The sequence below is a fragment of the Mycobacterium sp. IS-3022 genome, assembly GCF_001500065.1.
In the GTDB taxonomy this organism is placed as follows: domain Bacteria; phylum Actinomycetota; class Actinomycetes; order Mycobacteriales; family Mycobacteriaceae; genus Mycobacterium.
Window position 1 is genome coordinate 43231 of the sequence record NZ_LQIN01000001.1, and the last position, 26560, is coordinate 69790.

A 26560-nucleotide genomic window follows, 5' to 3' on the forward strand; every position below is an offset into this window, starting at 1 on the left:
AGAGCGTCGCCGTGTACATATAGCCGTGACGACGCTCTCAGCGTGACATTGCGTCGGCGAGGCGTATCAGGAAAGACGCAGCGGGGCCGGGCTCCACAGCCCGCTGCGCGTCGCGGTGCCCAGGTCCAGCCGGGCCGGCTCGGCGTTCGGGTACCACGGGGTGAGCTGCTGCAGCGAGCCCCAGTCCCGGAACCAGTCGTCCTCGAGGTAGGTCGGCACCGTTGTGGCGCGCACGAGTAGCTCGGTGATGCCGAGCGGCCCGCCGCCGAGGTAGTCCATCACCGGGGAGTTGGCCTCGGCGCCGAACCGGTCGGGCAAGATCCGCCACTCGGGCACCTCGATGACGCCGTTCTGGTGCCCGAACGGCCGCTGGCAGGGGAAGGCCAAACCGACCAGCCAGTCGAGCAGGACGGGATCCTCGGAGCCGACGACGTCCTGCAGCGTGCGCAGGTTCGGGATTCGCGGCGGCGTCAACGCGATCCAGTGCTGCGGGTCGAGGTCGTCGTCGGTGGCCACCAGCCGGATCTGCGTGGCCTGCTGCGGGATCGCGGCCATCGGCGCCCGCAGGTTGCGCCATGCGGGAGCGGCCCCGACGTCGGCGAACCCGAGCGCGCCACCGGGCTCGTCGTCGCGCGCCTGTGCGTCGGTGGCCCACTGCACGACGACCTCGCCGGGGTCGAAGCGGCCGGCCGCCGCGACAACCAGCAGCGGCCCGGCCTCGTCGCGCGAGGGCAGGCGGTACCAGGCCGAGCGCAACTGCGCCGGCTGCTGTGTGCCCGGACGCCAGCTGCCCATCACCGGTGTGCGGGCGGGATCGAGGTCGTAGGGCAGCCGGGCCCGCGAGCCGTTGACGCCCGCTGCGGCGGTGGTCCCGCCTTCGGTGCCGCCGTTGCCGGCCTGGTCCTCGTCTGCGTCGGTGTCGGCGAAGTTGGTGGAGGTGCCTTCTCCGCTCATCGCTTCGTCGGCGGAGACGTCGGTGGGAATTCCGTTGGGGCCGAAGCCCTGTGCAGTCACGGCGCCGAGCGCCTCGCCGACCGGCGTGCCGATGGGGTTCAGCATGCCGGCGTTCGGGTTCTCCTCGACGAGCACGTCCTCGGCCATGCCGCAGGTCTTTCCGGTCAAGGCTTCGAGGTTGGAACGCCCGACACTCCATGCCGGGTACTGGTCGACCATCGCCAGCGTCAGCGAGACCACCTCGAACACCACCACCAGCCAGGTGGCCACGGCCAGGGGCGACCGCACGATCCGCTGCCACCGACGTGGTGGCCCCGGCGGCGACACGTCTCGCCCGGAGAAGTGGAACCACGCCGCGGCCAGCAGCGCCAGCACGGCCAGCCCGAGCAGGATGGTGCTGAAGCCGAACTTCCACTCCGGCATCTGATTCGACCAAGGCACCCCGAAATTCGAGACGTACCACCAGCCGTTGACGGTGGCGAACGAGAGCGCCATCGCGAACAGCACCGCGGCGGCGAACACCGATCGGTTGCGCCGCGAGCGCATCGCGGTCACGGTGACGGCGACCGCGGCCAACGCGCCCAGCGAGCCGGCCAGGCCGGCGAACACGCCGAAGTGATGCGTCCACTTGGTGGGCGTGAACATCATCGCCAGGAACGAGATCACCGTGATGCCGATGATGCGGCGGCTCGGTCCCAGCGCAGTACCGGGAATCCTGAACTTGCGCAACGACATCGCCACCGACACGGCCAGCGCCAGCAGCAGCGTGAGCACCGCGAACCGTCGTGCGACCGAACCGTCCGGGCTCAGCGTGAACAGCCGCTCGTAGCGGATGTGCTCGTCGAACCAGCTCAGGCTCGGCCCGACCGCGGACTTGAACGTGCTGGCCTGCAGTTCGGCGGCCAGCGTCTGGTCCCGGAAGATCAAGATGATCGTGACGGTGGCAGCGGCCAGAATCGGCGCCAGCAGGGCGAGATACCCGAATCGCGAAACATGCGCTGCGACAATTGTTTTCAGCGGTCCGACGGCCACCAGCAGCGCGCCGACCGCCGCGATGCCGGTCGGGCCGGAGAACAGTGTGAGCGCGCCGATGATGACCGCGATCGCGACCGGCAGCAGCCGGCTCGTGGCGACCCCGCGTTCGACCGAGCACCAGGTGAGCAGAATGCCGAGCGCGATGATCGGTTCGGGGCGCAGGCCGTTGTTCAGCGGCAGCCAGAACGCCAGGAACAGACCCGCCGCCGTCCACGCCGCCGCCGGGGTGGACTTGACCGCGTGCCCCAGGCGCGGGATCACCTCGCGGCTGATCACCCACCAGCACGCCAGCGCCATCACCAGAGTCGGCAGCCGCATCCACACGCTGTGCGTGCTGACGTGCGCCCACAGCGCCAGCAGGTCGTAGTACCACCCGAACGGCGCTTCGGGAGTGCCGAACCAGCGGTAGTAGTTGGCCATGTAGCCGGCCTGCTCGGACACCCGGGCCATGGTCAGGATGTAGCCGTCGTCGGCGGTGTTCGCGCCGACGAAGTGCCACCACACCAGAACCGCGGCGACGAGCCCGTCCAGCGGCCGCAGTGTCCACCACCGCGGCGGCAGGAACCGCTTGGCCCGACGGCCGTCTGCGGTGTCCAGCATGTGCAAGGCGGCCAACGCGATTACCGTCATCGCCACCCCGACGACCATCGCGAGCGTCTTGAGCAGGGTGGGTGACGTGCTGTACCGGGAGTCGAGGGTCGCGGAGAACTCCAGTCCCGGCGGCGCCGGACCGCTCAGATCGGTGAAGACCCCGACGATCTGCGGCCGGAAGTCGTAGCCGCCGCGCTCGCCGCGCAGCGGTTCCCCGGGATCCCGGTCGTCGGCACCTTGTACGAGGCCGACGAACTCGCCGGTCACCTTGTCGGCATGCGCAGTGAAGGTCAGCCGCTCGCACTGCGGGCTGAGCACCTGATCCAGCGGGGCGCTGACCACCGGGGTGTTGCGCACGATCACCAGCAGGTCGTTGTTGACCCGCTCGATGAGCAGTCCGCGGTCGACGGCCTTGGGCGCCTGTTTGGGCACCGTCGACAGCAGCACCGTGCGACCGCGGTTCTCCGGCCGAGCCAAAGGAGCCGCCGCGCGGCACGGCACGCTGATCTGCAGGTCGGTCGCGACGTAGCCGATGAGCGGGGCGTTCACACTCTGCAACACGCCGTTCTGCGGCCAGTTCAGCTGCGCGGTCGTCTGCGTGACCGGCAGCAACGGGGTCGCGATCGCGAGCAGGGCGCCGAGCAACCCGGCGACGATGGCAATCAGCCGCACGGTCCGATGGTTGGACGCGACCCCGGCTTCACCGACCACGGGGTTCGATCCTAATTGGGCTGCCGAATCGCCAGCACGAACGGGCCGATGGTGGACACCTCGAAGCGCGGGTCGTCGAACAGGGCCTCGTCGAGCGCGACGTGATAGCGGCGCACGTTCGGCTGGTTGGGATAGACGTCCGATGCCAGCCGAAGCGTGTAGGTGTCGTCGGCGCCGCGGCGCATCAGAAACACCGTCGGCGGCTGCCACGGCAGCGTGTCGAGCGCCTCGACGAACTGGTCGGCGTCGGTCAGCGTCGCCCAGCCCTCGATGGCTTCGGCCCGCTTTTCGAACTGCGCCAGCGGGTTCGCGTAGTGCGACGTCAGCCCCTGGAAGCCGTAGTAGGGGTAGTACGACAGAAAGCTGTAGTCCGCGGTCAGCACGACGGTCTCGTCGCGCGGCCGGCCGGTCACCTCGGCGATCTTGGCGTCGATCTCGCGGTAGTAGCGCTCGGCGCCGGGCGGCCGCCGGTCGGCGCGCTGACCGTAGCCGTCGGTGTCGGTGTAGGCGACGATGATGTCGGAGCGCAGCACGTCGGGAATGTCCTGGCTGAACGTGACCGCGCCGAGTGCGCCCAGCGTGGCCGCCACCGCGACGACCCGTTTCGCGTTCTCCCGCCGCACCCGCGCCGCGACCGCGCGCGTGACATCGATGAAGCCGAACGCGCCGGCCGCGGTCAACAGCACGGTCAGCGTCGGGTTCAGCCGGAACGACAACAACGTCGTGCCCGCCAGCGTGGTCAGCATCGACAGCAGTGACCAGGCGTAGACGGCCAGCACCGCGATCGCGAGCGCGCCGGCCCGGGTCGATGACCGGGCGCGCCAGACCAGCCACAGCGTGCCGAGCATGCACAACGCCCCGAGCAGCGTGAAGTGCAGCATCGGAAACTCGAGTTGCGCACCGTCGGTCGGCAGGTAGTGCTGTGCCGTGCCGGAATCGGCGGGCTCACCGGTGATCGCGGCCAGCAGCCACGGACCCAGGCCGATCAGCCACATGGCACCGGAGATCACCGCGATGACGACGAGTCGCAGCAGCGGCTCGACGCGCTTCCGGGCGACGGCGATCGTGAACGCCATGATCGCCAACGTGAACGCGGCGTAGGCGAACAGCAGGGTGTACGACAGTGCCGCCGCGCCGAGGAACAATCCGGTGCCGATGACCGCGGCCCACCCGGCTCGCGTCCTCCCGCCCGCCACCCCGTGCGGCCCGCCTCCGCGCACAACCCGATCGCCTCCGCGCAGTCCCGACCAGGCCAGCACGAAAACCGGCGGCAACAGCACGGTGATGATCGCGGCGTACGGCTCGGCCGGCGAGTACGCGAGCGTGGCGGCGGCGGTGGCGGTCGTGACGACGAGTGCGTACTCGAACCGGATCATGGCCGCCCACAACACGAACGCCGCCACGATCGCGACGGTGATCGAGATGATCGCCCACGGTTTGAACATCTCCCATGCGGGCGTCCCGGTCAGCGCGGCAAGACGCCCGCCGATCCAGAACCAGCCCGGCGGATAGAACGGCGGGAGCCCGATGTAGGTCATGTCGCGCAGCGCGGCGGTGTCGGTCAGCCGGGTCAGATACTCGGTGCGGAACGCCTGGTCGACGGAGATGCCGTGCAGATAGAGCCGGGTGGCTCCCAGCGGCATCGCCAGCGTCACAACGGAGAACGCGGACAGGAACAGCGTCGCCGCGCCCTTGGCGATAAGGCGACGCCCGCACCGCCACACCCAGCCGCACACCAACAGCCCCGTCAGGCAGGCGAATTGGCCGACTGTTGTCAGCGCGTGCAGCTGATTCGACGAGTTGTACGCGGGCCACTCCACCCGGGCGATCGCGGCAAGGGAGATCACCGCCACGACGACCGCCACCGCAGCAGCCGCCGCCATCTGGCCGATGACGGCCAGCGTGCCGCGCATCAGATGGGAAGCTTGCGGAAGATCGGCCGTGGGATGTGTCGCAACACCATCATCACGTACCTGAACGCTCCCGGCGCCCATACCAGTTCCTTGCCCTTGGCTGCTGCCGTGACCGCCAGTTCGGCGACGTCCTCCTTGTCGACGGTGAACGGCGCCTCCTTCGTGCCGGTCGCCTTCCAGTGCTCGACGGTGGTCGTGGTGCGAACCTGCCCGGGTCTGATGACCAGCACTCGAACGCCGTACTCCCGCAACGCTTCTCCCAGCCCGAGGTAGAAGCCGTCCAGGCCGGCCTTGGTGGAGCCGTACACGAAGTTGGACCGCCGCACCCGCTCACCGGCCGCCGAGCTCATCGCGATGATCTGTCCGAAGCCCTGAGCGCGCATCTTCTCGCCGAGCAGCACGCCGACCGAAACCGCTGCGGTGTAATTGATCTCGGCGATCTGCACGGCCTTTCGCTGGTCCTGCCACAGCTCTTCGGCATTACCGAGCAGGCCGAACGCCACGATCGCCACATCGACATCACCGTCGGCGAACGCGGCGTCGATCACGGCCGGGTGGCCGTCGGTGTCGGTGCCGTCGAAGTCGATCCACTCGACCGACTTCGCGCCGGCCGCCTTCATCGCCGCGATGGCGTTGTCCTTGCGCGGGTGGTCGGGCAGGTCAGCCAAGACGATCCGGGCGTGGGCGTTGCGCAGGTAGCGCTCGCAGATCGCCAGCCCGATCTCGGACGTACCGCCGAGCAGCAGGATCGTTTGGGGATTACCAACGGCATCAAGCATTTTTGTGAACCATTACAAGAGCTCCAAGCGTCGGGCCATATCGGATGCGAAGACGCCGTTCGGGTCGGCCTTGCGGCGCACGACGATCCACTCATCGATACGGGGATACATCTTGTGGAACCGTTCGGCGCTGACGCGAGAGTCCTTCGCCGTATACACCCGGCCACCGAACTCCATGACCCGGTCGTCGAGTTCGTTGAGGAATTCGTTGACGCCGGCTTTGTTCGGGAAGTCCATCGCGACGTTCCAGCCGGCCATCGGAAAGCTCAGTGGCGCACGGTTGCCGGGTCCGAACAGCTTGAACACGTTCAGCGCAGAGTAGTGGCCGCGGGTCTGGATCCAACCGATGATGGCCTTGAACTCCTCGAGCGCGTCGGGCGGCACCAGGAACTGGTGCTGTGCGAAACCTGCTGGGCCATAAGCGTTGTTCCACCCGCTGACCAGGTCGAGCATGTGGTAGAACTGCGACAGATTCATGATCTTGCCGCTGTAGGTACCGCCGAGCCGGTAGTACACCTCGCCGATGGCCATGAACGACAGCTTGTTCATCGCGCTGACCGGAAACACGTCGGGCACCGTCAGTAGTTGCGGCGCATCGAATTTCAACGGGTTCTTGGCCAGTTTCGGTGGCAGCTGGTCCAGTGTCGCGAGGCTGCCGCGGCTGATCGAGGCGCGGCCGAGCTTCGGTGGCGGGCTGATGAGATCGAACCAGGCGCTGGAGTAGGTGTAGCGGTCCTCGCTGCCGTCGAGGTGCACGGCTATGGTCTCGTCGAGGTCTTTGGTGGCCACCCCGTCGGCGATGAAGTAGGCGGTCTCGGTGCGGGTCATCGCGATACGGGCGCGCAGCACGATGCCGGTGAGGCCGTTACCGCCGACGGTGGCCCAGAAGAGCTCGCTGTCCGGCCCGTCGGGCGTCAGGGCGCGCACCTCGCCGTCGGCCATCAACAGGTCCATCGACAACACGTGGTTGCCGAAGCTGCCGGCGCTGTGGTGGTTCTTGCCGTGGATGTCGGAGGCGATGGCTCCGCCGACGGTGACCTGCCGGGTGCCCGGCAGCACCGGAACCCACAACCCGAACGGCAGCGCCGCCTTCATCAGCTGATGCAGGCTGACGCCCGCGTCCACGTCGGCGACGGCGGTGTCGGCGCTTATCGAGTGGATCGTGTTCAGCGCGGTCATGTCGACGACGAGCCCACCGCCGTTGCACGCCTGGTCGCCATAGGACCGGCCGAGCCCACGGGCGAGCACACCACGGCGCAGGAAGGACGGACTCGTCGCGGCGGGGTCGGCGGCTTCCCGAACGGCGCGGGCGATCACCTCGACGTCGGGGGTGCGCAGCACCTGGGCGACCGACGGTGCAGTGCGCCCGAAGCCGGTCAGGGCACGCGAAGTCGTCGGCAGGTTCTCGGACATCGTGACGAGGGTACCGTGCGGCGGGTCGAGCCCCGGAGAGCCGGAAATTGGTGCACGGACCACGTGTGCCGGTGAGTTAGCGTGGTCAGGCGACTGTTAGGGGTCACCGCCGATGCTGCTCAGCGACATCGACACCTGGAACGTGGGTGCGTTGCGGTCCATCGCGTTCGAGCTCGGCGGCGAGCTGACGACCATCGAGGGAGTCGCCTCCGACCTCGAGCTCATCTCCCGGCTGCCGGGCTGGGAATCGCCTGCCGCGGACGCCGCGCGGGGCAAGATCGACGAGACGACCGGTCGGGTGCTCGACGACGTCGCGGTGATCGGCGCCGTGCAGCAACTCGCGTCGGAGACCGCCGCGGCGGTCGAGAAACTGCAGACCGAACTCGACGCCATCCGTGCCGACATCGCCGCGCAGGCCGGCTTGCTCACCCTGTCCGACAACGGCGACGTCACGATCAACGCGCCGCCGGACATGCGTGACGAGTTGCGCCCGATCGCCGACAACATCGAGGCGCGGGCCAAGGCGCTCATACGTCAGGCCGAGGACGTCGACGCCGACTGCGCCGAGGTGTTCGGTCACCTCGAAGACGGCGACATCACCTCGAAGGGCGCCACCGATTTCGCCGGCGCCCAGCAGATGGGCCGTGACCAGTCGGGTCTGTCGGCACCGTATCCGCCCGAGGGCGAGGGCGCCACGCCCGAAGACGTCACGGGGTGGTGGAACGCGCTGTCGCAGGAGGAGCAGGACAAGGTCAAGGCCGAACATCCAGACTGGATCGCCAACCGCGACGGGGTGCCGACCCCGGTGCGCAGTGAGCTGAACAAGGCGGCGCTGGACCGCGAACTGGCCGACGCGCAGCGGGCCGTCGACGAGTTGCCGACACTGGAGGAGTACCTGGGCGGCACCGGCGCGGGCCCCGGATCGGCGATCAAGCGGTCGGAGTACAGCCGGATGGTGGCCGAACGGCAGGATCGGTTGAACGATGCGAGGGCTATGAGGGCCGCGATGTCGGTGGACGGCAAGACCGAGAGCGCGTACGACCCGAACAAGTACCTGATGCTGTTGGAGTTCCCGGAAGACAGGGAAGCCCGGGCCGCCATCGCGGTCGGCAATCCCGACACCGCCGAACATGTCAGCGTGACGACGCCGGGCGTCGACACCCGACCGACCAGTCTGCCGGGCATGGTCAACGAGGCCACCGCGCTGCGCAACGAGACCGTCAACCAGCTCGAGCTCGCCAAGCGCCCCGGGGAGGAGGTGTCGACGATCGCATGGCTCGGCTATGAGCCACCGGGCAAGGACATCTCGGTGTTGGAGGCCGGTTTCGAGAACCGGGCCAACGACGCCGCGCCGGATCTCGCCGATTTCTACCGCGGAATCAACGCGACCAACGAACACGGATCGGATGTGCACTTGTCGGCGCTGGGGCATTCCTACGGTTCGCTCACCACCGCGCAGGCGCTCTACGAGCTCGGCCAGACCGGGGTGGTCGACGACGCCGCGTTCTACGGGTCGCCGGGCCTCGGGCACACCGACGAAGTCGGCTCGGTCACCGGCGTCCATGGCGTCCCGCTGGAGGTGATGCGTCCCATCGGCGACGAGGCCGACATGTTCTTGCAGGACGGCCACGCATACGTCATGAGCGCGCCGGGGGACTGGATCTCCGGAGACCCCAAGCTCGGACCGATCCCGATGCCGTCGGCCGGTGATCTCGGGCAATTCGGACCGAACCCGACCACGCTGCCGCTGGAGCAACTGTCCTCGGAGGCGGCGAGAAGTCCCACCGACAACGTTTCTCGCGCGGGCGCGGAGAGCCATGCCGACTACCCGCGATCAGACGACAGCGGCGTGCTGCGCACCACCGGCTACAACTTGGCGATCATCACCGGTGGGCTGGCGGAAGTACCTTTGGATAACGGCGACGAAAGGTTGATTCGATGACGACGACGCGCGCGTTGGCGGCCTTGTTGGCGACCGCGGCGCTGGTCATCGCGGGATGCAATGGCGGTGGCGGTGCGGACGGCGCCTCGAGCGTCGGCCAGGACAAACCCGAATCCCCGATCACGAACGAGGACGTACCGGCAATGGACATCGCAGACCTGCCCGATATCGAGGCCACGCGAGCCCAGATGCTCGACCTGATCGAGCGCGTGCGCGGTGAGGTCAGCCGGCTGGTGCCGGCCAGTGCCCCGTGGGAGTGGCGCAGAGAAGAGTCGCGCGCCGGCTGCGAACGCAACGGTCGGCAGGGCGTGGCGCTGTACTTCGCCAAGCTGACTTCTCCGCACTCGTTCACCGACGAGGAGTGGAACCTCGCCCTGCCGGCGGTGCAGCGGCTGGCCGCCGAGGCGGGCTTGACCTCCGACACCGCGATGCAGAACTCGGCAGGAGCCCACGATGTGCGGCTCACCAGTGACGACGGGCGCGAGTTGATGTTCGGCTCGATCGAAGCGTCGCTGATCACCGGAACGATCGCGTGCCGGCTCTCGCCCGGAGACAAAACGCCATGACCTACGGCAATCTCATTGTGGTGACCGCCGAGGTTCGCCGGTCCGCCGACCAGATGCAGGTGGTGGCCGACGAGGCGGCGTCGAGTCGCGCAGCGGTGGCCGACAGCATCTCGACCCAAGGTGCGGCGTGGAAGCAGGCGGGCACCCCCGGATTCGGGAAGTTCATCGACATCCTCGAGACGCAGGCGCAGCGTCTGCGCACCGACCTGACCGACCTCAGCGACAAGTTGCGCGCCGCTGCCGACGTCTACGACCGGCAGGACCACGAAGCCGGCGCAGCGCTCGACGGTGCTCTCCGTCGCGAGTGAAACCGTCCGTCACGACTGAAGGCGGAAGATCACCGCGCGCTGGACCACGAAGTTGATCACGGTCGCGGTGCCCTGGGCGATGACGAACGCGACCGGGACCCGCCACGGCTTCTCGTCCCACGCCACATAGAACGCGTAGTTGATGCCGACCTGGACGGCATAGGTGACGGCGTAGAGCACGCAGACGGCGATGAACCGCGCCGCGCTCGGCGGTGCCTGAAAGGTCCACCGGCGGTTGATGAGATAGGCGGTCGTGGTGCCGGCGATGAAGCTGACGGTCTTGGCGACGTTGACGTGCAGGCCGGCGGCGAGCAACGCGACATACAACCCGAAGTCGACGACCGCCGAAACCCCGCCGGTGATGATGAACCGCCCCATCTGGGTGCCCAGGCTGAGGTTCGGCTGCATCGGCGGCTCGGCCACCCGGGCAGCTTACGGTGCGATCGGCGGCGATGCGGTCAGCGGGCCAGCCCGCTCGACTCGAGCACACCGCACAATGCGTCGACGGCCGCGGCGAAGGCATTCTCGGCCGGTGTGCCGAAGCCGATGATGATGCCGTCGGGATCGGGCACGTCGGCACTTGCCTGCGGGTGTCGCATGATCGAAAGCCCCTGCAGCGCAACGCCGGCGTCACCCGCCCGCTGCAGCACTTCGGGTTCGGCGCCGTCGGGCAGCGTCAGCAGCAGATTGAGCCCCGCGTTGAGCCCGCCGATCCCGATGTGAAAGCCGCCCAACGCCTCGACGAGGGTGTCCCGGCGGTGCCGGTACCGGATCCGCATGCGTCGGATGTGTTTGTCGTAGGCGCCGCTGGTGATGAAATCGGCCATCGTCAGCTGCGCGATTCCGTTGACGTAGAACTGATCTCCGCCGCCGGCCGCAAGCACCGACTCGACGAGTTGGTCCGGCAGCACCATCCAGCCCAGGCGCAGCACGGGCGACAGGCTCTTGCTCGCCGAACCGAGGTAGACGACGCGCTCCGGACACAGCGCCTGCAGGGCGCCGACGGGTTGGCGGTCATAGCGGAACTCGCCGTCGTAGTCGTCGTCGATCACGTAACCGTTCGCGCGTCGGGCCCACTCGACCACCGCGGCGCGGCGCTCCGGATGAAGCGACATACCGAGCGGGCTGTGGTGGGCGGGGGTCAGAAGCGCAGCGGGTACGTCTATGGCATCGAGATCGGCCACCACCGCGCCGTGATCGTCGACGCCGATCGGCACCGTGTGCCCGCCGAGTGCGGCGATCGCGTCGCGAAAGATAAAGAGCCCGTAGGCTTCCACTGCGATCGGCCGGCTGGTGCCGAACACGCGCGTCAGCACCTCGACGCCGTGTCGGGTGCCGGCGCAGATGACGATCGAGTCCGGGGTGGTGCGCACCCCACGCACGCGCGCGAGGTAGCCGGCGATCGCCTCGCGCAGTTCCAGACGCCCGCGTGGATCGCCCATGCGTAGCGCCTCGGTGGGCGCGTTGGCCAGCGCCCGACGGGTGGATGCGACCCACTCGGTGCGGGGGAATTCCGAAACGTCCGGTGATCCGGGCATGAAGTTGTGCCGCGGTGCGGTGCGCATCCCGCGGCGGGGACGCGCCGGGGCTGCCGCGCCGCCTGCGTTGAGCACCCAGGTGCCCGCGCCCTGCCGCGAGGCGAGCCATCCTTCCGCGACCAGCTCGGCATAGGCTTCGGCGACGGTGTTGCGGGCCAGCCCGAGGTCGCCGGCCAGGCTGCGCGAAGGCGGCAACACGGCGCCGGGTGCGAGTCGTCCCGAGCGCACCGCATCGCGCAGGGCGCCGATCAGCAGGTCACGCGCGCCGCGGGTGCCGGGCACGATGCGGTGGCGCAGATCCAGATGTAGATCGCGCGTCCCCGGATTGGCCCACGAAGCCATGCCTGAATTGAACCATGTAGCTGGGACATTTCGTACTAGCGTCGGAGTCATGACACAGACACTGGAAACCCGCGAAGCCACCAACAGCGCCGACCGGCTCAAGATCTACAAGACGTCTCCGGAGTTGCTTGACGCGATGATGACGCTGAGCAACGCCGCCGCCAAGGATCTCGACGTCGAACTCGGCGAGCTGATCAAGATTCGCGCGTCGCAGATGAACCACTGCGCGTTCTGCCTCGACATGCACACCCGAGATGCCCGTGAACAGGGCGTCGACGAGCAGAAGCTCGATCTCCTGGCCGCATGGAGGGAGGCCGGCGGGCTGTTCTCCGAGCGTGAGCGCGCGGCCCTGGCGCTGACCGAGGCGGTCACCGACCTGCGGGACGGCCCCGTGCCTGACGACGTGTACGCGCAAGCCGCCGGGGTGTTCTCCGAGCGCGAGCTGGGACAGGTCGTCGCGATGGCGGTCACCATCAACGCGTGGAACCGCATCAACGCCGCCATCGTTCAGCAACCGCCGCGGCGTCGATGACGGCCGACACCCAATACCGTTTCAGGCGTGCAGACCCCGTCCGGTGCGCAGATCGTCGTCGAAGGCGTCGGTTCCGATGCCGTCGTCTACAAGCTGCACCGGCCGGGCACCGACCCCCGCGCACTGGCCGCCCGGCTTAGCATCGCCGCCCGGTCGGACTGTCTGCTCTCACCGCTGCTGCCGACCCCCGAGCCGGTCGGCGACCGATGGAGGACCCAGTGGCCGTGGGTGGAAACCGTTGCCCAGCAACCTGGTTGCTTACCATGGGCCGAGGCCGGGCAGCTGCTGGCCAGGTTGCACTGCGAATCGCGCCCGCCGCGCTTGCCGGCGCACGGTTGGCCGCAGCGGATGCGGCGGGCGGTCGACACATTGCGCAAGGACGGCGACCCGACGGTGCGCCGGGCGGCGGCCGGCCTGCCCGACGCGGTTTGGCGCGCCGGGTCGCCGAACCGTCCGGTGACGCTGGTGCACGGCGACTGGCATCTGGGCCAGCTCGGGCGCCGGCGCGGGGACGCCCCGTGGGTGCTCATCGACGTCGACGACCTCGGCGCGGGTGACCCGGCATGGGACCTCGCGCGGCCGGCCGGGTTCTGGGCGGCGGGCCTGATTCCCGACGACGACTGGACGCGCTTCGCCGACGCCTACCGCGGCGCGGGCGGTCCCGCGCTGCCCAACGACGACCCCTGGCCGGTGCTCGAACCGTTCGCGCGCGCCGCCGTCGTGCAGGCCGCGGCCCATCACCCCGATGACGAACTGTTGCTGGCCGCCTGCGCGCGAATGTGCTGATCGGCTAGCTGGAGAAGAACAGCCGGCCGAACCCCTGCTTGCGGTAGTACTTGTTGCCGCGGTGACCCCAACCGGGCCCGTAGCCGTAGCCCGGCTGAACGGGCGGCGGGGGCGGCGGGGACTGCACGAACCGGTTCTCCATCTGGGTGAGCGACTCGAGTTCGCCGAAGTCGAGGAAGATGCCCCGGCAGGTGTCGCACTGCTCGAGGTGGATGCCGTTGCGTTCGTATGTGCGCATCGAGCCCGCACACTTCGGGCACGTCAACGTGCCGCCGGCGCTCTGCGGTGTGGACGACGGTGGTTGATATGGCGGGATGCTCATATGTCCATAACGGCCGCGGTGGCTCCCCAGGTTCCGCCGGGTGCCTTACGTAGGAGAATCAGACCCAGTACGGCACGCGGGCCCGGTACTGGCGCATCGCAAACGCCGCGAGTATCCAACCGATCACCGTCAGCACAAGCACCACCACCCAGTGCCGCAGTTCCTGGTCGGCGCCGAGCAGCGGCGCACGCACGATGTCGAGATAGTGCAGCAGCGGGTTGAGTTCGACGACCTTCGCGTACTGAGCCGCGCCCTGCTGCTGCAGGGTCGATTCGTTCCAGATGATCGGCGTCATGAAGAACAGCAGTTGCACCAGGCTGTTCAGCAGGGGGCTGATGTCGCGGTAGCGCGTCGCCAGGATGCCGAAGCACAGCGATACCCAGATGCAGTTGAGCACGATCAGCCCCAGCGCGGGAATGACCGCCAGATCGGTCCATTTCCACGGCTTGGGATAGATCATCGCGATGATCACGAAGATGATCATGTTGTGGGCGAACAGGATCATCTGCCGCCACACCAGTCGATACACGTGTACCGACAGCGGAGTCGGCAACTGCTTGATCAGACCCTCGTTGGCGACGAACACGTCGGCGCCCTCCAAGATCGCCGCGTTGATCAGGTTCCACACGATCAACCCGAGGGTGACGTACGGAAGGTGTTCGGCCAGTTCGAGTTTGAACAGCTTCGAGTACAGCAGGCCCATGGCGACGGCGGTCGCGCCGGTCGCGATCGTGATCCAGAACGGGCCGAGGACCGAGCGGCGGTAGCGCTGTTTGATGTCCTGCCAGCCGAGGTGCAGCCACAGTTCGCGCTTGCCGAAGCCGGCGACCAGGTCGCCCCACGCCCGGCCCATGGTCCTCGACTGCGCGGCGGCGTCGGTGAACGTCATCTCTTTTTCCCGTCGTCCCCTGCCCTACGGGCGTGGCCCCTTCGCTCGCCCAGGTGTGCTGGCCTGCCGAACCTCTCCTTACGGCCCAAGCGCCGCAACCGAATCCACTCCATCAGGCCGGCGGGGTCGCGGCGTGACACCAGAAAGAACCAGCCGAAGCGGGCCCATTCCTGCAACTGCAGCCGGCGCAGCCCGGGTTGGGACAACAGATAGCCGCGGTTGCGGTAGGTATAGAAACGTTTAGCAGCGTTTTCCGGGTGCTGGGTGTGCATCCGGCCGCCGAGGATCGGCTTGAACTCGTCGCCGCCCTGTGGGTGCAGGTACACCGCGGTCAAGCAGGTGCCGAACGGCAGCCCGGAGCGCACCAGCCTGCGGTGCAGTTCGGTTTCGTCGCCGCGCACGAACAGCCGCAGATCCGGCACACCGACCGCGTCCAGCGTCCCGGCGGCGAACAGCGCCCCGTTGAACAGCGACGCGATGCCCGGCAGCAGATCGCCGGCATCGGTGCGTAACTCCTCGACCCGGCGCCGCCACACGATGCCGCGGCGCAGCGGGAACGCCAGTCGCCCAGGGTCGGTCATATCGCAGACCATCGGTGACACTTCGGCAAGGCCGTGGCGGGCGGCGCACTCGAGCAGTGTGCCGAGCACCTCGGAGTCGGCGGGGCGACCGTCGTCGTCGGCCAGCCAGACCCAGTCGGCGCCCAGCGCCAGCGCGTGCAGCATGCCCAACGCGAAACCGCCTGCGCCCCCGAGATTTCGCCGTGATCCCAGATACGTGGTCGGTACCGGCTGGCCGGCCACCAGCTCGGCCACGCGCTGGTCGCCACCTTCTGAGAAGTCGTTGTCGACGACGATCAGATGGTCGGGCGCACGGGTCTGGGCCGACACCGCCTCCAGCGATTTGGCCAGGTCGTCGGGCCGCCGGTGGGTGACCACCACCGCGCACACGACGGGGTTGGTTGGCTCCTCGGGCAAGCCCTCGTCGGGGTTGGTTGGCTCCTCGGGCAAGCCCTCGTCGGCGGTCATCCCTGGCGCGTCTCTTCGAGCACTTCCCGAACGTGCCGGGCGGCGTCGTCGCCCTCATACGCACGGACGACATCCTCGATCCCGCCGGTCATCTTGACCGTGCCGTGGTCGATCCACATCGCGGTGTTGCAGAGCCGGGCCAGGAATTCGTTGGAGTGGCTGGCGAACACCAGAATTCCGGAACGCTCGACGAGCTCGGCCAACCGGGTCTGCGCCTTCTTCAAGAACTCGGCGTCCACCGCGCCGATACCCTCGTCGAGCAGCAGGATCTCCGGGTCGATGCTCGTCACCACGCCCATCGCCAGACGTACCCGCATACCGGTGGAATACGTGCGCAACGGCATCGACAGATAATCGCCGAGTTCGGTGAACTCCGCGATCTCGTCGACCTTTGCCAGCATCTGCTTGCGGGTCTGCCCGAGGAACAACCCGCGGATGATGATGTTCTCGAACCCCGAGATCTCCGGGTCCATCCCGACGCCGAGGTCGAACACCGGCGCCACCCGGCCGGTCACCGTCGCCACGCCGCGGGTGGGCTCGTAGATGCCCGACAGCAGCCGCAGCAGCGTCGACTTGCCCGCGCCGTTGTGGCCGACGAGGCCCACCCGGTCGCCGAGTTCCAGCGACATGGTGATGTCCCGCAGGGCCTCGATGACCACGACGTTGGAGTCGTTGCGTCCGATCGCGCCGCCGGCCTTGCCGAGGAACGCCTTCTTCAATGAGCGCGACTTCGCGTCGAAGATCGGGAACTCCACCCACGCATTGCGTGTCTCGATGTGCGGGACCACCAACCGGCTCCTACCCGAAAATCAGAGGTACTGTCCGGTCCCCGGATGCGACGGGCCACCGCGGACCGCCACGCCGGGGGGCAGCGCGCCCTGTCCGCGCATCTGCTCGAGCTGTTGGCGGGCGGCCATCTGCTGGGCGAACAGCGCGGTCTGGATCCCGTGGAACAACCCCTCCAGCCAGCCGACCAGTTGCGCCTGCGCAATGCGCAGCTCGGCGTCGGAGGGCACGCCGTCGTCTGTGAACGGCAGCGTGAGCCGTTCGAGCTCGTCGCGCAGCTCAGGGGCGAGCCCGTCTTCGAGTTCGGTGATGCTGGTGCGGTGGATCTCGCGGAGCCGGTTGCGGCTGGCCTCGTCGAGCGGGGCGGCGCGGACCTCCTCGAGGAGTTGCTTGATCATGGTGCCGATCCGCATGACCTTCGCCGGTTGCTCGACGAGGTCGGTCAGCGACTTGCCGTCGCTGTCCTCGTCGGCGTCGGCCTCGCCGGTCCCGCCGCTGATGATCTCGATGTTGTCGTCGTCGGTCATAACCTCGGTGTTCCCTCTGGGTTCCATCTAATCCACGTCATTCGTCGGCGCGGGCCCCCCGACCGCGAACCACCTAGCGACACTAGTCCCAGGGTCGCGGCGAGCCCGCTCACCTCTGGTGTCGAGGCCATTCCGTAGCGCGAGTTGAGCGTTGCTGCGGGGCTGACCAGCAACGACAACGCGATTAGCACACCGGTGGCGAAGCTCACTGGACTAGTATGGCTGCGCAACAGACCCAGTCCGGCATGGCGGGTCGGGCCGAGCTTCGGCCAGAATCGTGTCGGTTTGTGAAAATCACGGACGCTCGAAGGTGGACTGGCATGGCATACGACGTCGCCCGGGTGCGCGGTTTGCACCCGTCCCTGGGCGATGGGTGGGTGCGTTTCGACGCCCAGCACGGCATGCTGCTGCCCGACAGCGTCGGCCGTGCGGTGTCGACGGCCTTCCGCGGTTCGATGCCGACGCCGGTGGGCCCGCACCCGTCGGCGCAGCGTAGCGCCGCCGTGCTGGAGGCCGCCCGCTCGGCGGTGGCCGACCTGGTCAACGCCGATCCGCGCGGTGTGGTGCTGGGCGCCGACCGCGCGATCCTGCTGACCTCGCTGGCGGACGCGTCGTCGTCGCGGGTCGGACTCGGCTATGAAGTGGTTGTCACCCGGCTCGACGACGAGGCCAACATCGCGCCGTGGCTGCGGGCCGCCAATCGCTATGGGGCGAAGGTGAAGTGGGCCGAGGTTGACATCGAGACCGGCGAACTGCCCAGCTGGCAGTGGGAAAGCCTGGTCACCAGGAACACCCGGTTGGTCGCAATCACTTCTGCCTCTTCGACTTTGGGCACGGTGACCGACCTGCGCGCGGTGACGAAGCTGGCGCATGACCAGGGCGCACTGGTCGTCGTCGACCATTCCGCGGCCGCGCCCTACCAGCTGATCGACATCGACGAGATCGACGCCGACGTGGTGGCGGTCAACGCGTTGGCATGGGGCGGGCCGCCGATCGGCGCGCTGGTGTTCCGCGACCCGTCCCTCATCGACACGTTCAGCTCGGTTTCGTTGAACCCGTATGCGATCGGGGCTTCGCGGCTGGAGGTCGGCGCGCATCAATTCGGCTTGCTCGCCGGGGTGGTGGCGAGCATCGAGTACTTGGCTTCGCTGGACGAGAACGCGCACGGCACGCGTCGCGAACGGCTGGGCATCTCGATGCAATCGGCGAGCCTGTACATGAACCGGTTGTTCGACTACCTGCTGATCTCGCTGCGGTCGCTGTCCACCGTCATGGTCATCGGCCAGCCGGAATCCAGAATTCCGGTGCTCAGCTTCGCGGTCAGCGATGTGCCCGCCGAACGGGTGGTGCAGCGCCTGGCCGACAACGGGATTCTGGCCATATCGAACGCGAACTCGCGGGTGCTGGACGTGATCGGCGTCAATGATGTCGGCGGCGCCGTGACCGTGGGATTGGCGCATTACACCACCACCGCAGAGGTCGACCAGCTGGTTCGCGCGCTCGCCTCGCTGGGCTGACCTTCGGTTAATCGGCAACGCGCAGAAGGACTTTGCCCGAAACCTCGCCGGACTGCAGAAGTTCGTGTGCCGCGCCGGCCTCCTGAACCGGGTACTCGGCCCCGATGATCGGCCGCACCTGACCGCTCTCGACCATCGGCCAGACGTTCGCCACCACCTCGGCGACGACCTCGCTCTTGCTGCCGCGTCCGTCGACCGGGCGGGAGCGCAGCGCGGTGGCGATGACACCGGCGCGCTTGCCGAGCAGCTTGCCGATGTTGAGTTCGGCCTTGACCCCGCCCTGCATCCCAATGACCACCACGCGGCCGTCGGGCCCGAGCGCGTCGATGTTGCGGTCGAGGTAGGCCGCCCCCATGATGTCGAGGATCACGTCGGCGCCACCCTCGGCGCCGATCCGCTCGACGAAGTCCTCGTCGCGGTAGTTGATCGTCACCTCGGCCCCCAATTCGGCGCACAGGTCGAGCTTCTGCGTCGAACCTGCGGTCACCGCCACCCGGGCGCCGAGGGCACGGCCCACCTGGATGGCGTGGGTGCCGATGCCGCTGGCGCCGCCGTGGATCAGCACCAACTGCCCGGCAGTCAGGCCCGCCGTCATCACCAGGTTCGACCAGACCGTGCAAGCCACTTCGGGTAGGCCGGCGGCCTCGTGCAGGCTCACCGACGCGGGCAGCGGCAGCACCTGTCCGGCGGGCACCGCCACATACTCGGCGTATCCGCCGCCGGCCAGCAGCGCGCAGACCTGTTGTCCGACCGACCATCCGGCGGTGCTGTCGCCGGTCGCGACGACGGTTCCGGAAACCTCGAGCCCGAGGATGTCACTGGCGCCCGGCGGTGGCGGGTACTTCCCGGCGGCTTGCAGCAGATCGGCCCGGTTGATCCCGGCGCTGGCCACCTTGATCAGTAGCTCGTCGCCGGCGGGCTTGATGTCGGGAACTTCCTGCCAGGTCAGTCGGCCTTCGGGCCCGGCCACGATCGCGTGCATCCAACTAACGCTATAGCCTGCGGAAACAGTCTGACAAATCTCCTACCAGCAACGCACGCGCGATTTACTATGACCGCATGGAGGGGATTATCGCGGGACGTACCGCGGGGGACATGCCGGGCCTGGACATCGCTGAGCAACGGTCCTGGCAAAACTTTCTGGACTCGGCGTTGCGGCTTTACGCGACGCTGAACCGCTCGCTCGTGGACACGCACCACCTCACGCTGAACGACGTGCGGTTGCTGGACATGCTGGACAAGTCCGCGACCGGGTCGGCCCGCATGGGGGACCTCGCGGACGGGTTGATGTCGCTACCGAGCCGGGTCACCCGGCAGATTCGCCGGCTGGAACTGCAGGGACTGGTGCGCCGTGGCGCGAGCCCCGACGACGGCCGTGGCGTACTGGCCAGCATCACCGAGGACGGCCAGGCCGCGGTGCGACAGGCCATGACCACGTACGGCGAAGGCGTCCGCGCACATTTTCTCGACCGGCTGTCGCGGCCCCAGGTTGCGGCGATGGGCGAGAACTGCAGGCGGATCAGCGTTGCGCTGAAGAGCGGGACCTCGAACGCCAAGCTCGGCCGCGTCTGAGCGGTCTCCCCGTCGCTCCCGAGCCGGGACCCCCGTACTCTTGTCGGCGGTGGCGTGGCAGAGCGGCCTAATGCACTCGCCTTGAAAGCGAGAGACGGCTAACACCGTCCGGGGGTTCAAATCCCTCCGCCACCGCTCTTCGCGCATCGCGCCAACGTCTGCACGCCCGAATCGATCTGTGTCTCAGTGAGGTTGGCATAGCCCAGGAGCAGTCCCGGTGGCGCCGACGCCGGATCGGCGTAGCACGGCGCCAGGGGTTCGACGCGCACGCGTTGAGCCGCGGCCCGACGCACCAACTGCTCGACCGGGAATCCGTCGGGAAAGTGCACGGTCAGATGCACACCGGCCGCCGCGCCGAGCACCCTCGCCCGCGGCAAGTACCGGCGCAGCGCCCCCAACAGCGCGTTGCGGCGGATCAGGTAGCGACGACGCATCTGGCGCAGGTGCCGGTCGTATCCGCCCGAGGTGAGAAGTTGCGCGAACGCCAACTGGTCCATCACCGAACTTCCGGTGTCGGCAAGGCCTTTCGCCATTGTCACGGATTCCACGAGATGCGCGGGAAGCACCATCCAGCCGATGCGAAGGCCCGGCGCCAGCGTCTTGCTGGTCGAGCCGACATAGACGACGCGGTCGGGCGCGATGCCCTGCAGCGCGCCGACAGGCGCACGGTCGTAGCGGTACTCGGCGTCGTAGTCGTCCTCGATGACCAGGTGACCGGCGCGCGCCCAGTCCATCAGCTCGGTCCGCCGCGCGGCCGACAGCACGACCCCGGTCGGAGACTGGTGGGCTGGGGTGGCGAGCACGGCGTCGGCACCGCTGTCGGCCAGCGCGCCGACATCGAGCCCGTCGTCGTCGACTGGAACGGGTATCGGCTCGACCCCGTTGTTGCGCAGCACCATTCGATGCAGCCAGAAGCCGGGGTCCTCCATCGCCAGCGAGGTCGTGGGCAGCGACTGCGCCAGCAGTGCCACGGCCTGGGTGGCCCCCGAGCAGAGCACGATGTGATGCGGGTCGGCGTGTACGGCTCGGGCGCGACGTAGGTAGTCGGCCACCGCAACCCGCGCCGCGAACAGCCCCTGCGGCGCCACGTAGCCGAATGCGTCCGAGCCGATTTCGGCGAGGCCCTGCCGCAGGGCCCGCAGCCAAGCTTCGCGCGGGAAACTCCGCAGATCCGGCGATCCCGGCAGGAAGTCGACGTCGTAGCGCGTCGTTGGTCCGCGTGCGTCGCCGGTGGGCATGTGCACCGTGTCGACCGTGGCGACCACGGTGCCCGACCCGTGCCTGCCGAGCAGGAAGCCCTCGGCGACGAGTTGGCTGTAGGCGTTGACCACCAGACGCCGGGAGACGCCGAGGTCGACGGCCAGCACCCGACTCGAGGGCAGCCGTGTCCCCGGTGCGAGGCGACCCGTGCGGATGGCCTCCCGCAGCCCGTCGGTGAGTTGGCGGTGCAGCGGATCGCCGGCGGTGCGGTCCAGTTCCAACAACAGCTCGGGCCCCGAAGTGGTACCCGATTTCGCCATAGAAGTGGTGCCTATCTTGAGGCCAGTAACGAACTAGCGTGACCGTATGACAACGACGCCGACGCGCACAAGGGCCGGGTTCGTTGAGGTGACTCTCATCGTCTTCGGGCTGTACGCCCTGGCGGTGGGGCTGTTCATGTTGTTCGCGCCCGGCGTCTTCTTCGATACGCTCGGCAACTTCGGCTCGCGCAACGATCACTACATCTTCGACAACGCCACCTTCGAGGTGCCGCAGGGGCTCATGCTGCTCGCCGCGGTGCGGTGGCCGACCTGGCGCACACCCGCGCTGGCATTCGCGACGCTGCACTGGGCGCTGCACGCGCTCAGCCACCTCATCGATCCACACCACGGCGCGGGCGACTGGATCGGCTGGCTGGAGGCCGGTGGCCTGGTGGCGACCACCGTGATACTGGCAATCGCATTGCGCGTCAATGTAGTTGCTGAAAGAGGAGGGCGTTGATGCGGGTACTGGTGGCCGGCGCGACGAGCGTACCGGGGCTTCCGCTGTTGCGGGAGTTGAACTTCCGCGGCCACGAGGTCGCCGGGCTGACCCGGTCGCAGTCGAAAACGTCACAGATCGCGGCGGCGGGCGCCAAACCGGTGGTGGCCGACGTTTTCGATGCCGACGCCGTCGACAAGGTGGTGGCAGACATCGGCCCGGAAGTGGTGGTGTCGCTGCTGACCACGCTGCCCAAGCGGGGGCCGATGCGGCTCAAGGACTTCGAGCCCGCGCGAAAGCTGTGGGGAACCGGCGCGCCCAACCTCCTGGCGGCGGCGCAGCGTGCCGGTGTGCGGCGCGTCGTCGCCGAGTCCGTGATCTTCGCGTACGGCTACCCGACCACCGGGCCCACACTCATGGACGAGAGCGACCCATATCCCGGCCCGCCTCCGCCCGGCGGTGCCGCGATGCTGGCGGCGCTACGCGGGATGGAGCAGATGGTCCTGACGTCCGGCGAACACAGCGACACGGAGGGAATCGTGTTGCGCTATGGCGCCTTCTATGGGCCGGGCGTACCGCACGACGAGACCTTCGCCCGGATGGCGAAGTGGCGCGTGGGGTTGGACATGGGCGGCTCGGGGATCGTGTCCTGGGTCCACATCGACGACGTCGCCAAGGCCACCGCGGAGGCGCTCGACCGCGGCCACGGTGGGGAGATCTACAACATCATCGACGACCGCCCGCAGTCGTTCAACGACTACACCCGGGAACTGGCCGCCAAGCTGGGACGGCCTCGGCAGCTACGCATTCCGCGCAGTGTGGTCAAGCTCGTCGCACCGTACGGGGTGACGGCATTCGGCGACACGTGGTTGCCGCTGTCGAACGCCAAGGCCAAGGACGAACTGGGTTGGACGCCAGTTCCCCGGGTCTGACTAATCCCCCGTGAAGTTCGGCGGCCGCTTCTCGAACGTCGCGCTGATTCCCTCGGTCAGGTCTTTCGACGGGAGGAACGCGGAGTTCCACGCGGCGACGTAGCGCAGGCTCTCCGAGACGCGGGCGATGCGCTGCTGGTCGAGCACGTCCTTCACCCCGGCGACGGTCAGCGGAGGGTTGGCGGCGATCTCGGCGGCGGTCCGGTGCGCGGCGGCCAGTGACGCCTCGGCATCGTCGTACACGTCGTTGACCAACCCGATCTTCTCCGCGCGCGCCGCGTCGATGTCCTTGCCCGTCAACGCGAGTTCGCGCAAGTGCCCGTCGTTGAGGATCAGCGGCAACCTGGCCAGGCTGCCGACGTCGGCCACCATCGCGAGCTTGATCTCTCGCACGGAGAACTTGGCGTCGGCGCTGGCGTATCTGATGTCGACCGCCGAGATCAGATCGACGCCGCCGCCGATGCACCAGCCGTGCACAGAGGCGATCGTCGGTGTGCGGCAGTCGGCGACCGCGCTGATCGCGCCTTGCATGCGGAGCACCGTCGCGTGGAATTCGGCGCGTGGCCGGGCGCTCGCACCCCCGGACAGCACGCCTGAGAGCGTCCCGCCCATCGCGGGCAGGTCGAGCCCGTAACTGAAGTGCTTGCCCGAGCCGGTCAGCACGATCGCGCGCACCTCGCGGTCGGCGTCGAGTTCGGCGAACACCTCGGGCATCTCGGCCCAGAACGCGGGACCCATGGCATTGCCCTTGCCAGGACCGATCAACGTCACCCGCGCGACGTGATCGGAGATGTCGACGGTGAGCGATTCGTAAGCACCGGTTTCAAGGCCCATGGGGCAACACGCTAGTTCGTCACGAATGAGCGCTTGCGCGAAGACCCGGTTACGGCGGCGGCTTGCCCAGCAGGATCTCGTTCACCGTGGCGCTGGGCAGGAACTGGCAGGCGGCCTCGGCGAGCATCTGACCGATGCCCTCCCCGTTGGGCCCCAGCGGGTTGTTCTCCTGCTCGAGGATCGCGCGGATCACGGCGAGCCGGGTCGCCTCGTCGAGCCCGTTGAACTCCTCGCATGTCATCGAAAGGGCGTTCGGAGGTGGCGGCACGGTCGGCACGTCGGTGTTGCGGGTCGGCAGCGGTAAGCCGGGAATCTCGAGATCGGGCAGACCGGGAATCGACGGCAACGCCGTCGGCGCCGGGGAGGTCAACGGCGGCCCCGGTTCGGTGGTCATCGCGACGGAGCCCTCCGTGGTGCGCTGGCATGCCGTCGTGACGCCGACGAACACCAGCATCGCCGCCGCCACTCGCACGTGCGTCCTCATCCCGGCAACGATATGCCCAACGGCGACGTAGCGTGGCGGCATGCCCGAGGACTTGCGCCCAGGACCCGATTCGCCACCGACCGACGAACTGCGCAGTGCGGAGAAGTCGTTCGCCGTGTTGCAGCACGTCCTGCACGGCATCGCCGCCGACGATCTGCACAAGCAGACCCCGTGCCGGGAGTTCGACGTCGCCGCGCTGACCGACCACCTGCTCAACTCGATCACCATCATCGGCGGGATGGCCGGCGCCGAGTTCGGTGAGCGCGACCGCGACGCTTCCGTCGAGCAGCAGGTGGTGTTGGCGGCGCGGCCCGCGCTCGACGCCTGGCAGCGCCGCGGCCTGGACGGCACCGTCGAGTTCGGCGGAAACGAGGCGCCCGCCAAGGTGATGGTCGGTGTGCTGTCGCTCGAGTTCCTCGTGCACGCATGGGATTACGCCGAGGCGGTCGGGCGTGAGGTCGACGCTCCGGAGTCGCTGTCCGACTACGTGCTGGGGTTGGCGCGCAAGATCATCACGCCGGAGGGGCGCGTCAACGTCGGCTTCGACGACCCGCTCGAAGTCGCCGATGACGCGGATGCGCTGACGCGCTTGCTCGCATACACCGGCCGCCGGGCCTAGCGTCGAGATTGCACACAGGGTCGTGGTCAGAACCAACTGCCCTCAGCGCAATCTCGGCCCTAGCATCGCGACTATTACACCCGCTCGAGGTAGAAGTAGAGGTGCCTGCCCGCATCGAGGGCGCCCTTGCCGTTCATGATTCCGACGACGGCGTTCTCGTCGACGACCTTGAAGTGATCATGGACCGGAGCGCCGTCGTAGACCATCGACGCGACCACCTCGCCGCGGAACTCCTCCATCCACAAGCTCGCCTCGCCCTTCATCGCGTCGGTGTTGGAGAACTTGTTGCCCTCGTCGTCGAGGCACACCAGCGGCTTGGCGTCGGTGGCCGACACGAACGTCTTGCCGAACCAGTTGAGCCGCTCCATGAAGCCGTTCGCCTTGTGGCCGGTGTGGAACTCGCCGCCTTTCCACTCGCCGATCATGAAGTCGATGGTGGCCGGCTGCAGCGTGGCCCAGAACTCGTCGAGCTCGGCGTCGGAGATCTGACCGGTGCGCTTCGTGAGGTCGGTGAACGTCTCGCGGGCAGTGCGCGTCGAAGTCATGTGTTTCCTTTCCACTGGCGGGCGAACTCGATGAACGCGTCGTTCTCGTGCGTCGCGGCGACGGTGACGCGCACCCCGTCGTCGCCGTAGGGCCGCACGATGATGCGGTGATCCGCCGACGCCTCGGCGAACTCTTGAGCGCGCCCCGGCATCGGCAGCCACACGAAGTTGGCTTGCGAGTCCGGCACCGTGTAGCCGGCCTCACGCAGTGCCGCCGTGACGCGGGCGCGTTCGGCGACGACCGCATCGGTGCGCTCGAGCAGTTCGTCGGCGGCATCAAGGGACGCGATCGCGGCCGCCTGGGAGATGCTGGTCGCGGTGAACGGGACGTACACCTTGCCGAGCGCGGCGATGACGTCCGGGTCGCCGACCGCGTAGCCGATCCGCAGCCCGGCCAGCCCATATGCTTTCGAAAACGTCCGTAAGACAACAAGGTTCGGGTGGGCGCGGACCAGGCCGAAGCTGTCCGGCAGCATGGGCTCGCGGATGTACTCGACGTAGGCCTCGTCGAGCGCGATCAGGATGTGCGGCGGCACCGCCGCGACGAAGCGGGCGAGCGCGGCCGGCTCGACGACGGTGGAGGTCGGGTTGTTCGGATTGCACACGAAGATCAACCGGGTGCGGTCGGTGATCGCGGCGAGCATCGCATCGAGGTCGTGCGTGTGGTCGGTCAGCGGCACACGCACGGCAGTGGCGCCCGCCGTGCGCACCTGCAGCGGATAGATCTCGAAGCTGCGCCAGCCGAACAACACCTCGTCGCCGACGGTCGAGGTGATCTGGATCAGCTGCTGGCACAAGCTGACCGATCCGCAGCCGACCGAGATGTGCTCCGGAGCGAAGTTGACGTGTTTGGCGAGCCGCTCCTTGAGTTCGACGTAACCGTTGTCGGGATAGCGGTTGATGTTGCCGGCGGCCTTCTCGATCGCAGCCCGCACGCTCGGCAGCGGCGGATGCACCGTCTCGTTGCTGGCGATCTTGATCGCGCCGGGAACGGTTCTGCCGGGGGTGTACGCAGGCAGATCAGCCAGTTCGGGGCGCAGCCGGACGGTCACCGCACCAGTTTATGGGTCGGGCGAATGCGCTTTGCCTCGCGCGGTGGCCGATGTGTACGCTGTCGGATCGGCGGTAATCGTCGA

General features: G+C 68.2%; 27 protein-coding genes and 1 tRNA gene. 11 read left to right on the top strand and 17 right to left on the bottom strand.

The genetic code is table 11. The annotated features are described in order from the left end of the window. Positions 1–66: 66 nt before the first annotated feature. From AU188_RS00165 to dprE1, 4 genes are read right to left on the bottom strand one after another with little or no spacing between them, the layout of a single operon-like run. A complete protein-coding gene (locus AU188_RS00165; protein WP_059161729.1) occupies positions 67–3291 on the bottom strand; it encodes an arabinosyltransferase domain-containing protein in 3225 nt (1074 codons plus the stop codon). Between the two features lie 11 nt (positions 3292–3302). Beyond that, complete coding sequence (locus AU188_RS00170; RefSeq protein ID WP_059161730.1) at positions 3303–5204, bottom strand: galactan 5-O-arabinofuranosyltransferase; 1902 nt, start codon at positions 5202–5204, stop codon at positions 3303–3305. Further along, entirely contained in the window at positions 5204–5983 is a 780-nt protein-coding gene (gene dprE2 / locus AU188_RS00175) for a decaprenylphospho-beta-D-erythro-pentofuranosid-2-ulose 2-reductase (RefSeq protein WP_059161731.1), read from the bottom strand. Before dprE2 ends, AU188_RS00170 begins: the two co-directional genes overlap by 1 nt. 12 nt (positions 5984–5995) lie before the next feature. After that, the gene (gene dprE1, locus AU188_RS00180; protein ID WP_059161732.1) at positions 5996–7396 is read right to left on the bottom strand and encodes a decaprenylphosphoryl-beta-D-ribose oxidase; all 1401 of its coding nucleotides are present in this window, start codon (positions 7394–7396) and stop codon (positions 5996–5998) included. 112 nt (positions 7397–7508) lie between these two features. On the opposite strand from dprE1, the gene AU188_RS00185 reads away from it, so the two are divergent. The 3 genes from AU188_RS00185 to AU188_RS00195 are packed head-to-tail and all read left to right on the top strand — an operon-like array spanning position 7509 to position 10212. Next, complete coding sequence (locus tag AU188_RS00185; protein ID WP_059161733.1) at positions 7509–9338, top strand: alpha/beta hydrolase; 1830 nt, start codon at positions 7509–7511, stop codon at positions 9336–9338. Beyond that, positions 9335–9904, top strand: a complete 570-nt coding sequence (locus tag AU188_RS00190; RefSeq protein WP_059161734.1) for an LppA family lipoprotein — start codon at positions 9335–9337, stop codon at positions 9902–9904. Before AU188_RS00185 ends, AU188_RS00190 begins: the two co-directional genes overlap by 4 nt. Next, a complete protein-coding gene (locus AU188_RS00195; protein WP_059161735.1) occupies positions 9901–10212 on the top strand; it encodes an ESX-1 secretion-associated protein in 312 nt (103 codons plus the stop codon). Before AU188_RS00190 ends, AU188_RS00195 begins: the two co-directional genes overlap by 4 nt. A 9-nt stretch (positions 10213–10221) precedes the next feature. On the opposite strand, the gene AU188_RS00200 is transcribed toward AU188_RS00195, so the two are convergent. Then, positions 10222–10620 carry a GtrA family protein gene (locus AU188_RS00200; protein ID WP_059162216.1) on the bottom strand — a complete coding sequence of 133 codons (399 nt, stop codon included), beginning with the start codon at positions 10618–10620 and terminating at the stop codon, positions 10222–10224. A gap of 50 nt (positions 10621–10670) precedes the next feature. Continuing rightward, on the bottom strand, positions 10671–12092 hold the full coding sequence (gene pdxR, locus AU188_RS00205) for a MocR-like pyridoxine biosynthesis transcription factor PdxR (protein ID WP_059161736.1): 1422 nt from the start codon (positions 12090–12092) through the stop codon (positions 10671–10673). Between the two features lie 49 nt (positions 12093–12141). Between pdxR (AU188_RS00205) and AU188_RS00210 the strand changes: the two genes are divergently transcribed. Further along, positions 12142–12624, top strand: a complete 483-nt coding sequence (locus AU188_RS00210) for a carboxymuconolactone decarboxylase family protein (RefSeq protein WP_059161737.1) — start codon at positions 12142–12144, stop codon at positions 12622–12624. Positions 12625–12651: 27 nt separating this feature from the next. Further along, a complete protein-coding gene (locus AU188_RS00215; protein WP_059161738.1) occupies positions 12652–13410 on the top strand; it encodes a phosphotransferase family protein in 759 nt (252 codons plus the stop codon). A 4-nt stretch (positions 13411–13414) separates the two neighbouring features. On the opposite strand, the gene AU188_RS00220 is transcribed toward AU188_RS00215, so the two are convergent. Genes AU188_RS00220 through AU188_RS00240 form a run of 5 tightly spaced genes read right to left on the bottom strand, consistent with a single transcriptional unit; the run spans position 13415 to position 16962 of the window. Further along, the gene (locus tag AU188_RS00220; protein WP_059100727.1) at positions 13415–13732 is read right to left on the bottom strand and encodes a TFIIB-type zinc ribbon-containing protein; all 318 of its coding nucleotides are present in this window, start codon (positions 13730–13732) and stop codon (positions 13415–13417) included. Positions 13733–13790: 58 nt separating this feature from the next. Beyond that, positions 13791–14621 carry a galactan export ABC transporter permease subunit Wzm/RfbD gene (gene wzm / locus AU188_RS00225; protein ID WP_059100728.1) on the bottom strand — a complete coding sequence of 277 codons (831 nt, stop codon included), beginning with the start codon at positions 14619–14621 and terminating at the stop codon, positions 13791–13793. Then, complete coding sequence (gene glfT1, locus AU188_RS00230; RefSeq protein WP_082686413.1) at positions 14618–15649, bottom strand: galactofuranosyltransferase GlfT1; 1032 nt, start codon at positions 15647–15649, stop codon at positions 14618–14620. Before glfT1 ends, wzm begins: the two co-directional genes overlap by 4 nt. Continuing rightward, the gene (gene wzt / locus AU188_RS00235; RefSeq protein ID WP_059100729.1) at positions 15646–16440 is read right to left on the bottom strand and encodes a galactan export ABC transporter ATP-binding subunit Wzt/RfbE; all 795 of its coding nucleotides are present in this window, start codon (positions 16438–16440) and stop codon (positions 15646–15648) included. Before wzt ends, glfT1 begins: the two co-directional genes overlap by 4 nt. Before the next feature lie 18 nt (positions 16441–16458). Then, positions 16459–16962, bottom strand: a complete 504-nt coding sequence (locus tag AU188_RS00240; protein WP_059161739.1) for a bacterial proteasome activator family protein — start codon at positions 16960–16962, stop codon at positions 16459–16461. Between the two features lie 320 nt (positions 16963–17282). Between AU188_RS00240 and AU188_RS00245 the strand changes: the two genes are divergently transcribed. Further along, positions 17283–18479 (top strand): cysteine desulfurase-like protein, encoded by a 1197-nt coding sequence (locus tag AU188_RS00245; protein WP_059161740.1) that lies wholly within the window; start codon positions 17283–17285, stop codon positions 18477–18479. Between the two features lie 7 nt (positions 18480–18486). Here the strand turns inward: AU188_RS00245 and AU188_RS00250 are convergent, their stop codons facing one another. Then, the gene (locus tag AU188_RS00250; protein ID WP_059161741.1) at positions 18487–19461 is read right to left on the bottom strand and encodes an NAD(P)H-quinone oxidoreductase; all 975 of its coding nucleotides are present in this window, start codon (positions 19459–19461) and stop codon (positions 18487–18489) included. 77 nt (positions 19462–19538) lie between these two features. Here AU188_RS00250 and AU188_RS00255 point away from each other — a divergent pair, with 77 nt between their 5' ends. Together AU188_RS00255 and AU188_RS00260 are read left to right on the top strand one after the other, a co-directional pair. Continuing rightward, positions 19539–20051, top strand: a complete 513-nt coding sequence (locus tag AU188_RS00255; RefSeq protein WP_059161742.1) for a MarR family winged helix-turn-helix transcriptional regulator — start codon at positions 19539–19541, stop codon at positions 20049–20051. 48 nt (positions 20052–20099) lie between these two features. Beyond that, positions 20100–20186, top strand: a tRNA-Ser gene (locus tag AU188_RS00260). Here AU188_RS00260 and pdxR (AU188_RS00265) read toward each other — a convergent pair. Further along, positions 20168–21571, bottom strand: coding sequence for a MocR-like pyridoxine biosynthesis transcription factor PdxR (gene pdxR, locus AU188_RS00265; RefSeq protein WP_059162218.1), 1404 nt, complete (start codon positions 21569–21571; stop codon positions 20168–20170). The two genes, AU188_RS00260 and pdxR (AU188_RS00265), sit on opposite strands and share 19 nt — an antisense overlap. A 46-nt stretch (positions 21572–21617) precedes the next feature. On the opposite strand from pdxR (AU188_RS00265), the gene AU188_RS00270 reads away from it, so the two are divergent. Together AU188_RS00270 and AU188_RS00275 are read left to right on the top strand one after the other, a co-directional pair. Beyond that, on the top strand, positions 21618–22031 hold the full coding sequence (locus tag AU188_RS00270; protein WP_059161743.1) for a hypothetical protein: 414 nt from the start codon (positions 21618–21620) through the stop codon (positions 22029–22031). Further along, positions 22031–22942 carry an NAD-dependent epimerase/dehydratase family protein gene (locus AU188_RS00275; protein ID WP_059161744.1) on the top strand — a complete coding sequence of 304 codons (912 nt, stop codon included), beginning with the start codon at positions 22031–22033 and terminating at the stop codon, positions 22940–22942. The genes AU188_RS00270 and AU188_RS00275 overlap by 1 nt, the downstream gene beginning before the upstream one ends. Here the strand turns inward: AU188_RS00275 and AU188_RS00280 are convergent, their stop codons facing one another. Continuing rightward, positions 22943–23776 (bottom strand): crotonase/enoyl-CoA hydratase family protein, encoded by an 834-nt coding sequence (locus tag AU188_RS00280; protein WP_059161745.1) that lies wholly within the window; start codon positions 23774–23776, stop codon positions 22943–22945. 49 nt (positions 23777–23825) lie between these two features. Beyond that, on the bottom strand, positions 23826–24260 hold the full coding sequence (locus AU188_RS00285) for a hypothetical protein (RefSeq protein ID WP_059161746.1): 435 nt from the start codon (positions 24258–24260) through the stop codon (positions 23826–23828). A gap of 40 nt (positions 24261–24300) precedes the next feature. Here AU188_RS00285 and AU188_RS00290 point away from each other — a divergent pair, with 40 nt between their 5' ends. Continuing rightward, positions 24301–24879, top strand: coding sequence for a TIGR03086 family metal-binding protein (locus tag AU188_RS00290; protein ID WP_059161747.1), 579 nt, complete (start codon positions 24301–24303; stop codon positions 24877–24879). A gap of 74 nt (positions 24880–24953) precedes the next feature. On the opposite strand, the gene AU188_RS00295 is transcribed toward AU188_RS00290, so the two are convergent. Together AU188_RS00295 and hisC are read right to left on the bottom strand one after the other, a co-directional pair. Beyond that, complete coding sequence (locus AU188_RS00295) at positions 24954–25424, bottom strand: DUF4334 domain-containing protein (RefSeq protein WP_059161748.1); 471 nt, start codon at positions 25422–25424, stop codon at positions 24954–24956. Continuing rightward, positions 25421–26476, bottom strand: coding sequence for a histidinol-phosphate transaminase (hisC, locus tag AU188_RS00300; RefSeq protein WP_059161749.1), 1056 nt, complete (start codon positions 26474–26476; stop codon positions 25421–25423). Before hisC ends, AU188_RS00295 begins: the two co-directional genes overlap by 4 nt. Positions 26477–26560 lie beyond the last annotated feature (84 nt).

What these genes read in the sequence shown, in the direction of transcription:
- AU188_RS00295 (WP_059161748.1), bottom strand. Translation starts at nt 25,424, where the DNA reads ATGACTTCGACGCGCACTGCCCGCGAGACGTTCACCGACCTCACGAAG.
- AU188_RS00285 (WP_059161746.1), bottom strand. Translation starts at nt 24,260, where the DNA reads ATGAGGACGCACGTGCGAGTGGCGGCGGCGATGCTGGTGTTCGTCGGC.
- dprE2 (WP_059161731.1), bottom strand. Translation starts at nt 5,983, where the DNA reads ATGCTTGATGCCGTTGGTAATCCCCAAACGATCCTGCTGCTCGGCGGT.
- pdxR (WP_059162218.1), bottom strand. Translation starts at nt 21,571, where the DNA reads ATGGCGAAATCGGGTACCACTTCGGGGCCCGAGCTGTTGTTGGAACTG.
- pdxR (WP_059161736.1), bottom strand. Translation starts at nt 12,092, where the DNA reads ATGGCTTCGTGGGCCAATCCGGGGACGCGCGATCTACATCTGGATCTG.
- wzm (WP_059100728.1), bottom strand. Translation starts at nt 14,621, where the DNA reads ATGACGTTCACCGACGCCGCCGCGCAGTCGAGGACCATGGGCCGGGCG.
- AU188_RS00245 (WP_059161740.1), top strand. Translation starts at nt 17,283, where the DNA reads ATGGCATACGACGTCGCCCGGGTGCGCGGTTTGCACCCGTCCCTGGGC.
- AU188_RS00240 (WP_059161739.1), bottom strand. Translation starts at nt 16,962, where the DNA reads ATGACCGACGACGACAACATCGAGATCATCAGCGGCGGGACCGGCGAG.
- AU188_RS00270 (WP_059161743.1), top strand. Translation starts at nt 21,618, where the DNA reads ATGACAACGACGCCGACGCGCACAAGGGCCGGGTTCGTTGAGGTGACT.
- AU188_RS00250 (WP_059161741.1), bottom strand. Translation starts at nt 19,461, where the DNA reads ATGCACGCGATCGTGGCCGGGCCCGAAGGCCGACTGACCTGGCAGGAA.
- AU188_RS00190 (WP_059161734.1), top strand. Translation starts at nt 9,335, where the DNA reads ATGACGACGACGCGCGCGTTGGCGGCCTTGTTGGCGACCGCGGCGCTG.
- glfT1 (WP_082686413.1), bottom strand. Translation starts at nt 15,649, where the DNA reads ATGACCGCCGACGAGGGCTTGCCCGAGGAGCCAACCAACCCCGACGAG.
- AU188_RS00195 (WP_059161735.1), top strand. Translation starts at nt 9,901, where the DNA reads ATGACCTACGGCAATCTCATTGTGGTGACCGCCGAGGTTCGCCGGTCC.
- AU188_RS00200 (WP_059162216.1), bottom strand. Translation starts at nt 10,620, where the DNA reads ATGCAGCCGAACCTCAGCCTGGGCACCCAGATGGGGCGGTTCATCATC.
- AU188_RS00280 (WP_059161745.1), bottom strand. Translation starts at nt 23,776, where the DNA reads ATGGGCCTTGAAACCGGTGCTTACGAATCGCTCACCGTCGACATCTCC.
- AU188_RS00185 (WP_059161733.1), top strand. Translation starts at nt 7,509, where the DNA reads ATGCTGCTCAGCGACATCGACACCTGGAACGTGGGTGCGTTGCGGTCC.
- dprE1 (WP_059161732.1), bottom strand. Translation starts at nt 7,396, where the DNA reads ATGTCCGAGAACCTGCCGACGACTTCGCGTGCCCTGACCGGCTTCGGG.
- AU188_RS00210 (WP_059161737.1), top strand. Translation starts at nt 12,142, where the DNA reads ATGACACAGACACTGGAAACCCGCGAAGCCACCAACAGCGCCGACCGG.
- AU188_RS00290 (WP_059161747.1), top strand. Translation starts at nt 24,301, where the DNA reads ATGCCCGAGGACTTGCGCCCAGGACCCGATTCGCCACCGACCGACGAA.
- AU188_RS00275 (WP_059161744.1), top strand. Translation starts at nt 22,031, where the DNA reads ATGCGGGTACTGGTGGCCGGCGCGACGAGCGTACCGGGGCTTCCGCTG.
- AU188_RS00170 (WP_059161730.1), bottom strand. Translation starts at nt 5,204, where the DNA reads ATGCGCGGCACGCTGGCCGTCATCGGCCAGATGGCGGCGGCTGCTGCG.
- AU188_RS00255 (WP_059161742.1), top strand. Translation starts at nt 19,539, where the DNA reads ATGGAGGGGATTATCGCGGGACGTACCGCGGGGGACATGCCGGGCCTG.
- AU188_RS00220 (WP_059100727.1), bottom strand. Translation starts at nt 13,732, where the DNA reads ATGAGCATCCCGCCATATCAACCACCGTCGTCCACACCGCAGAGCGCC.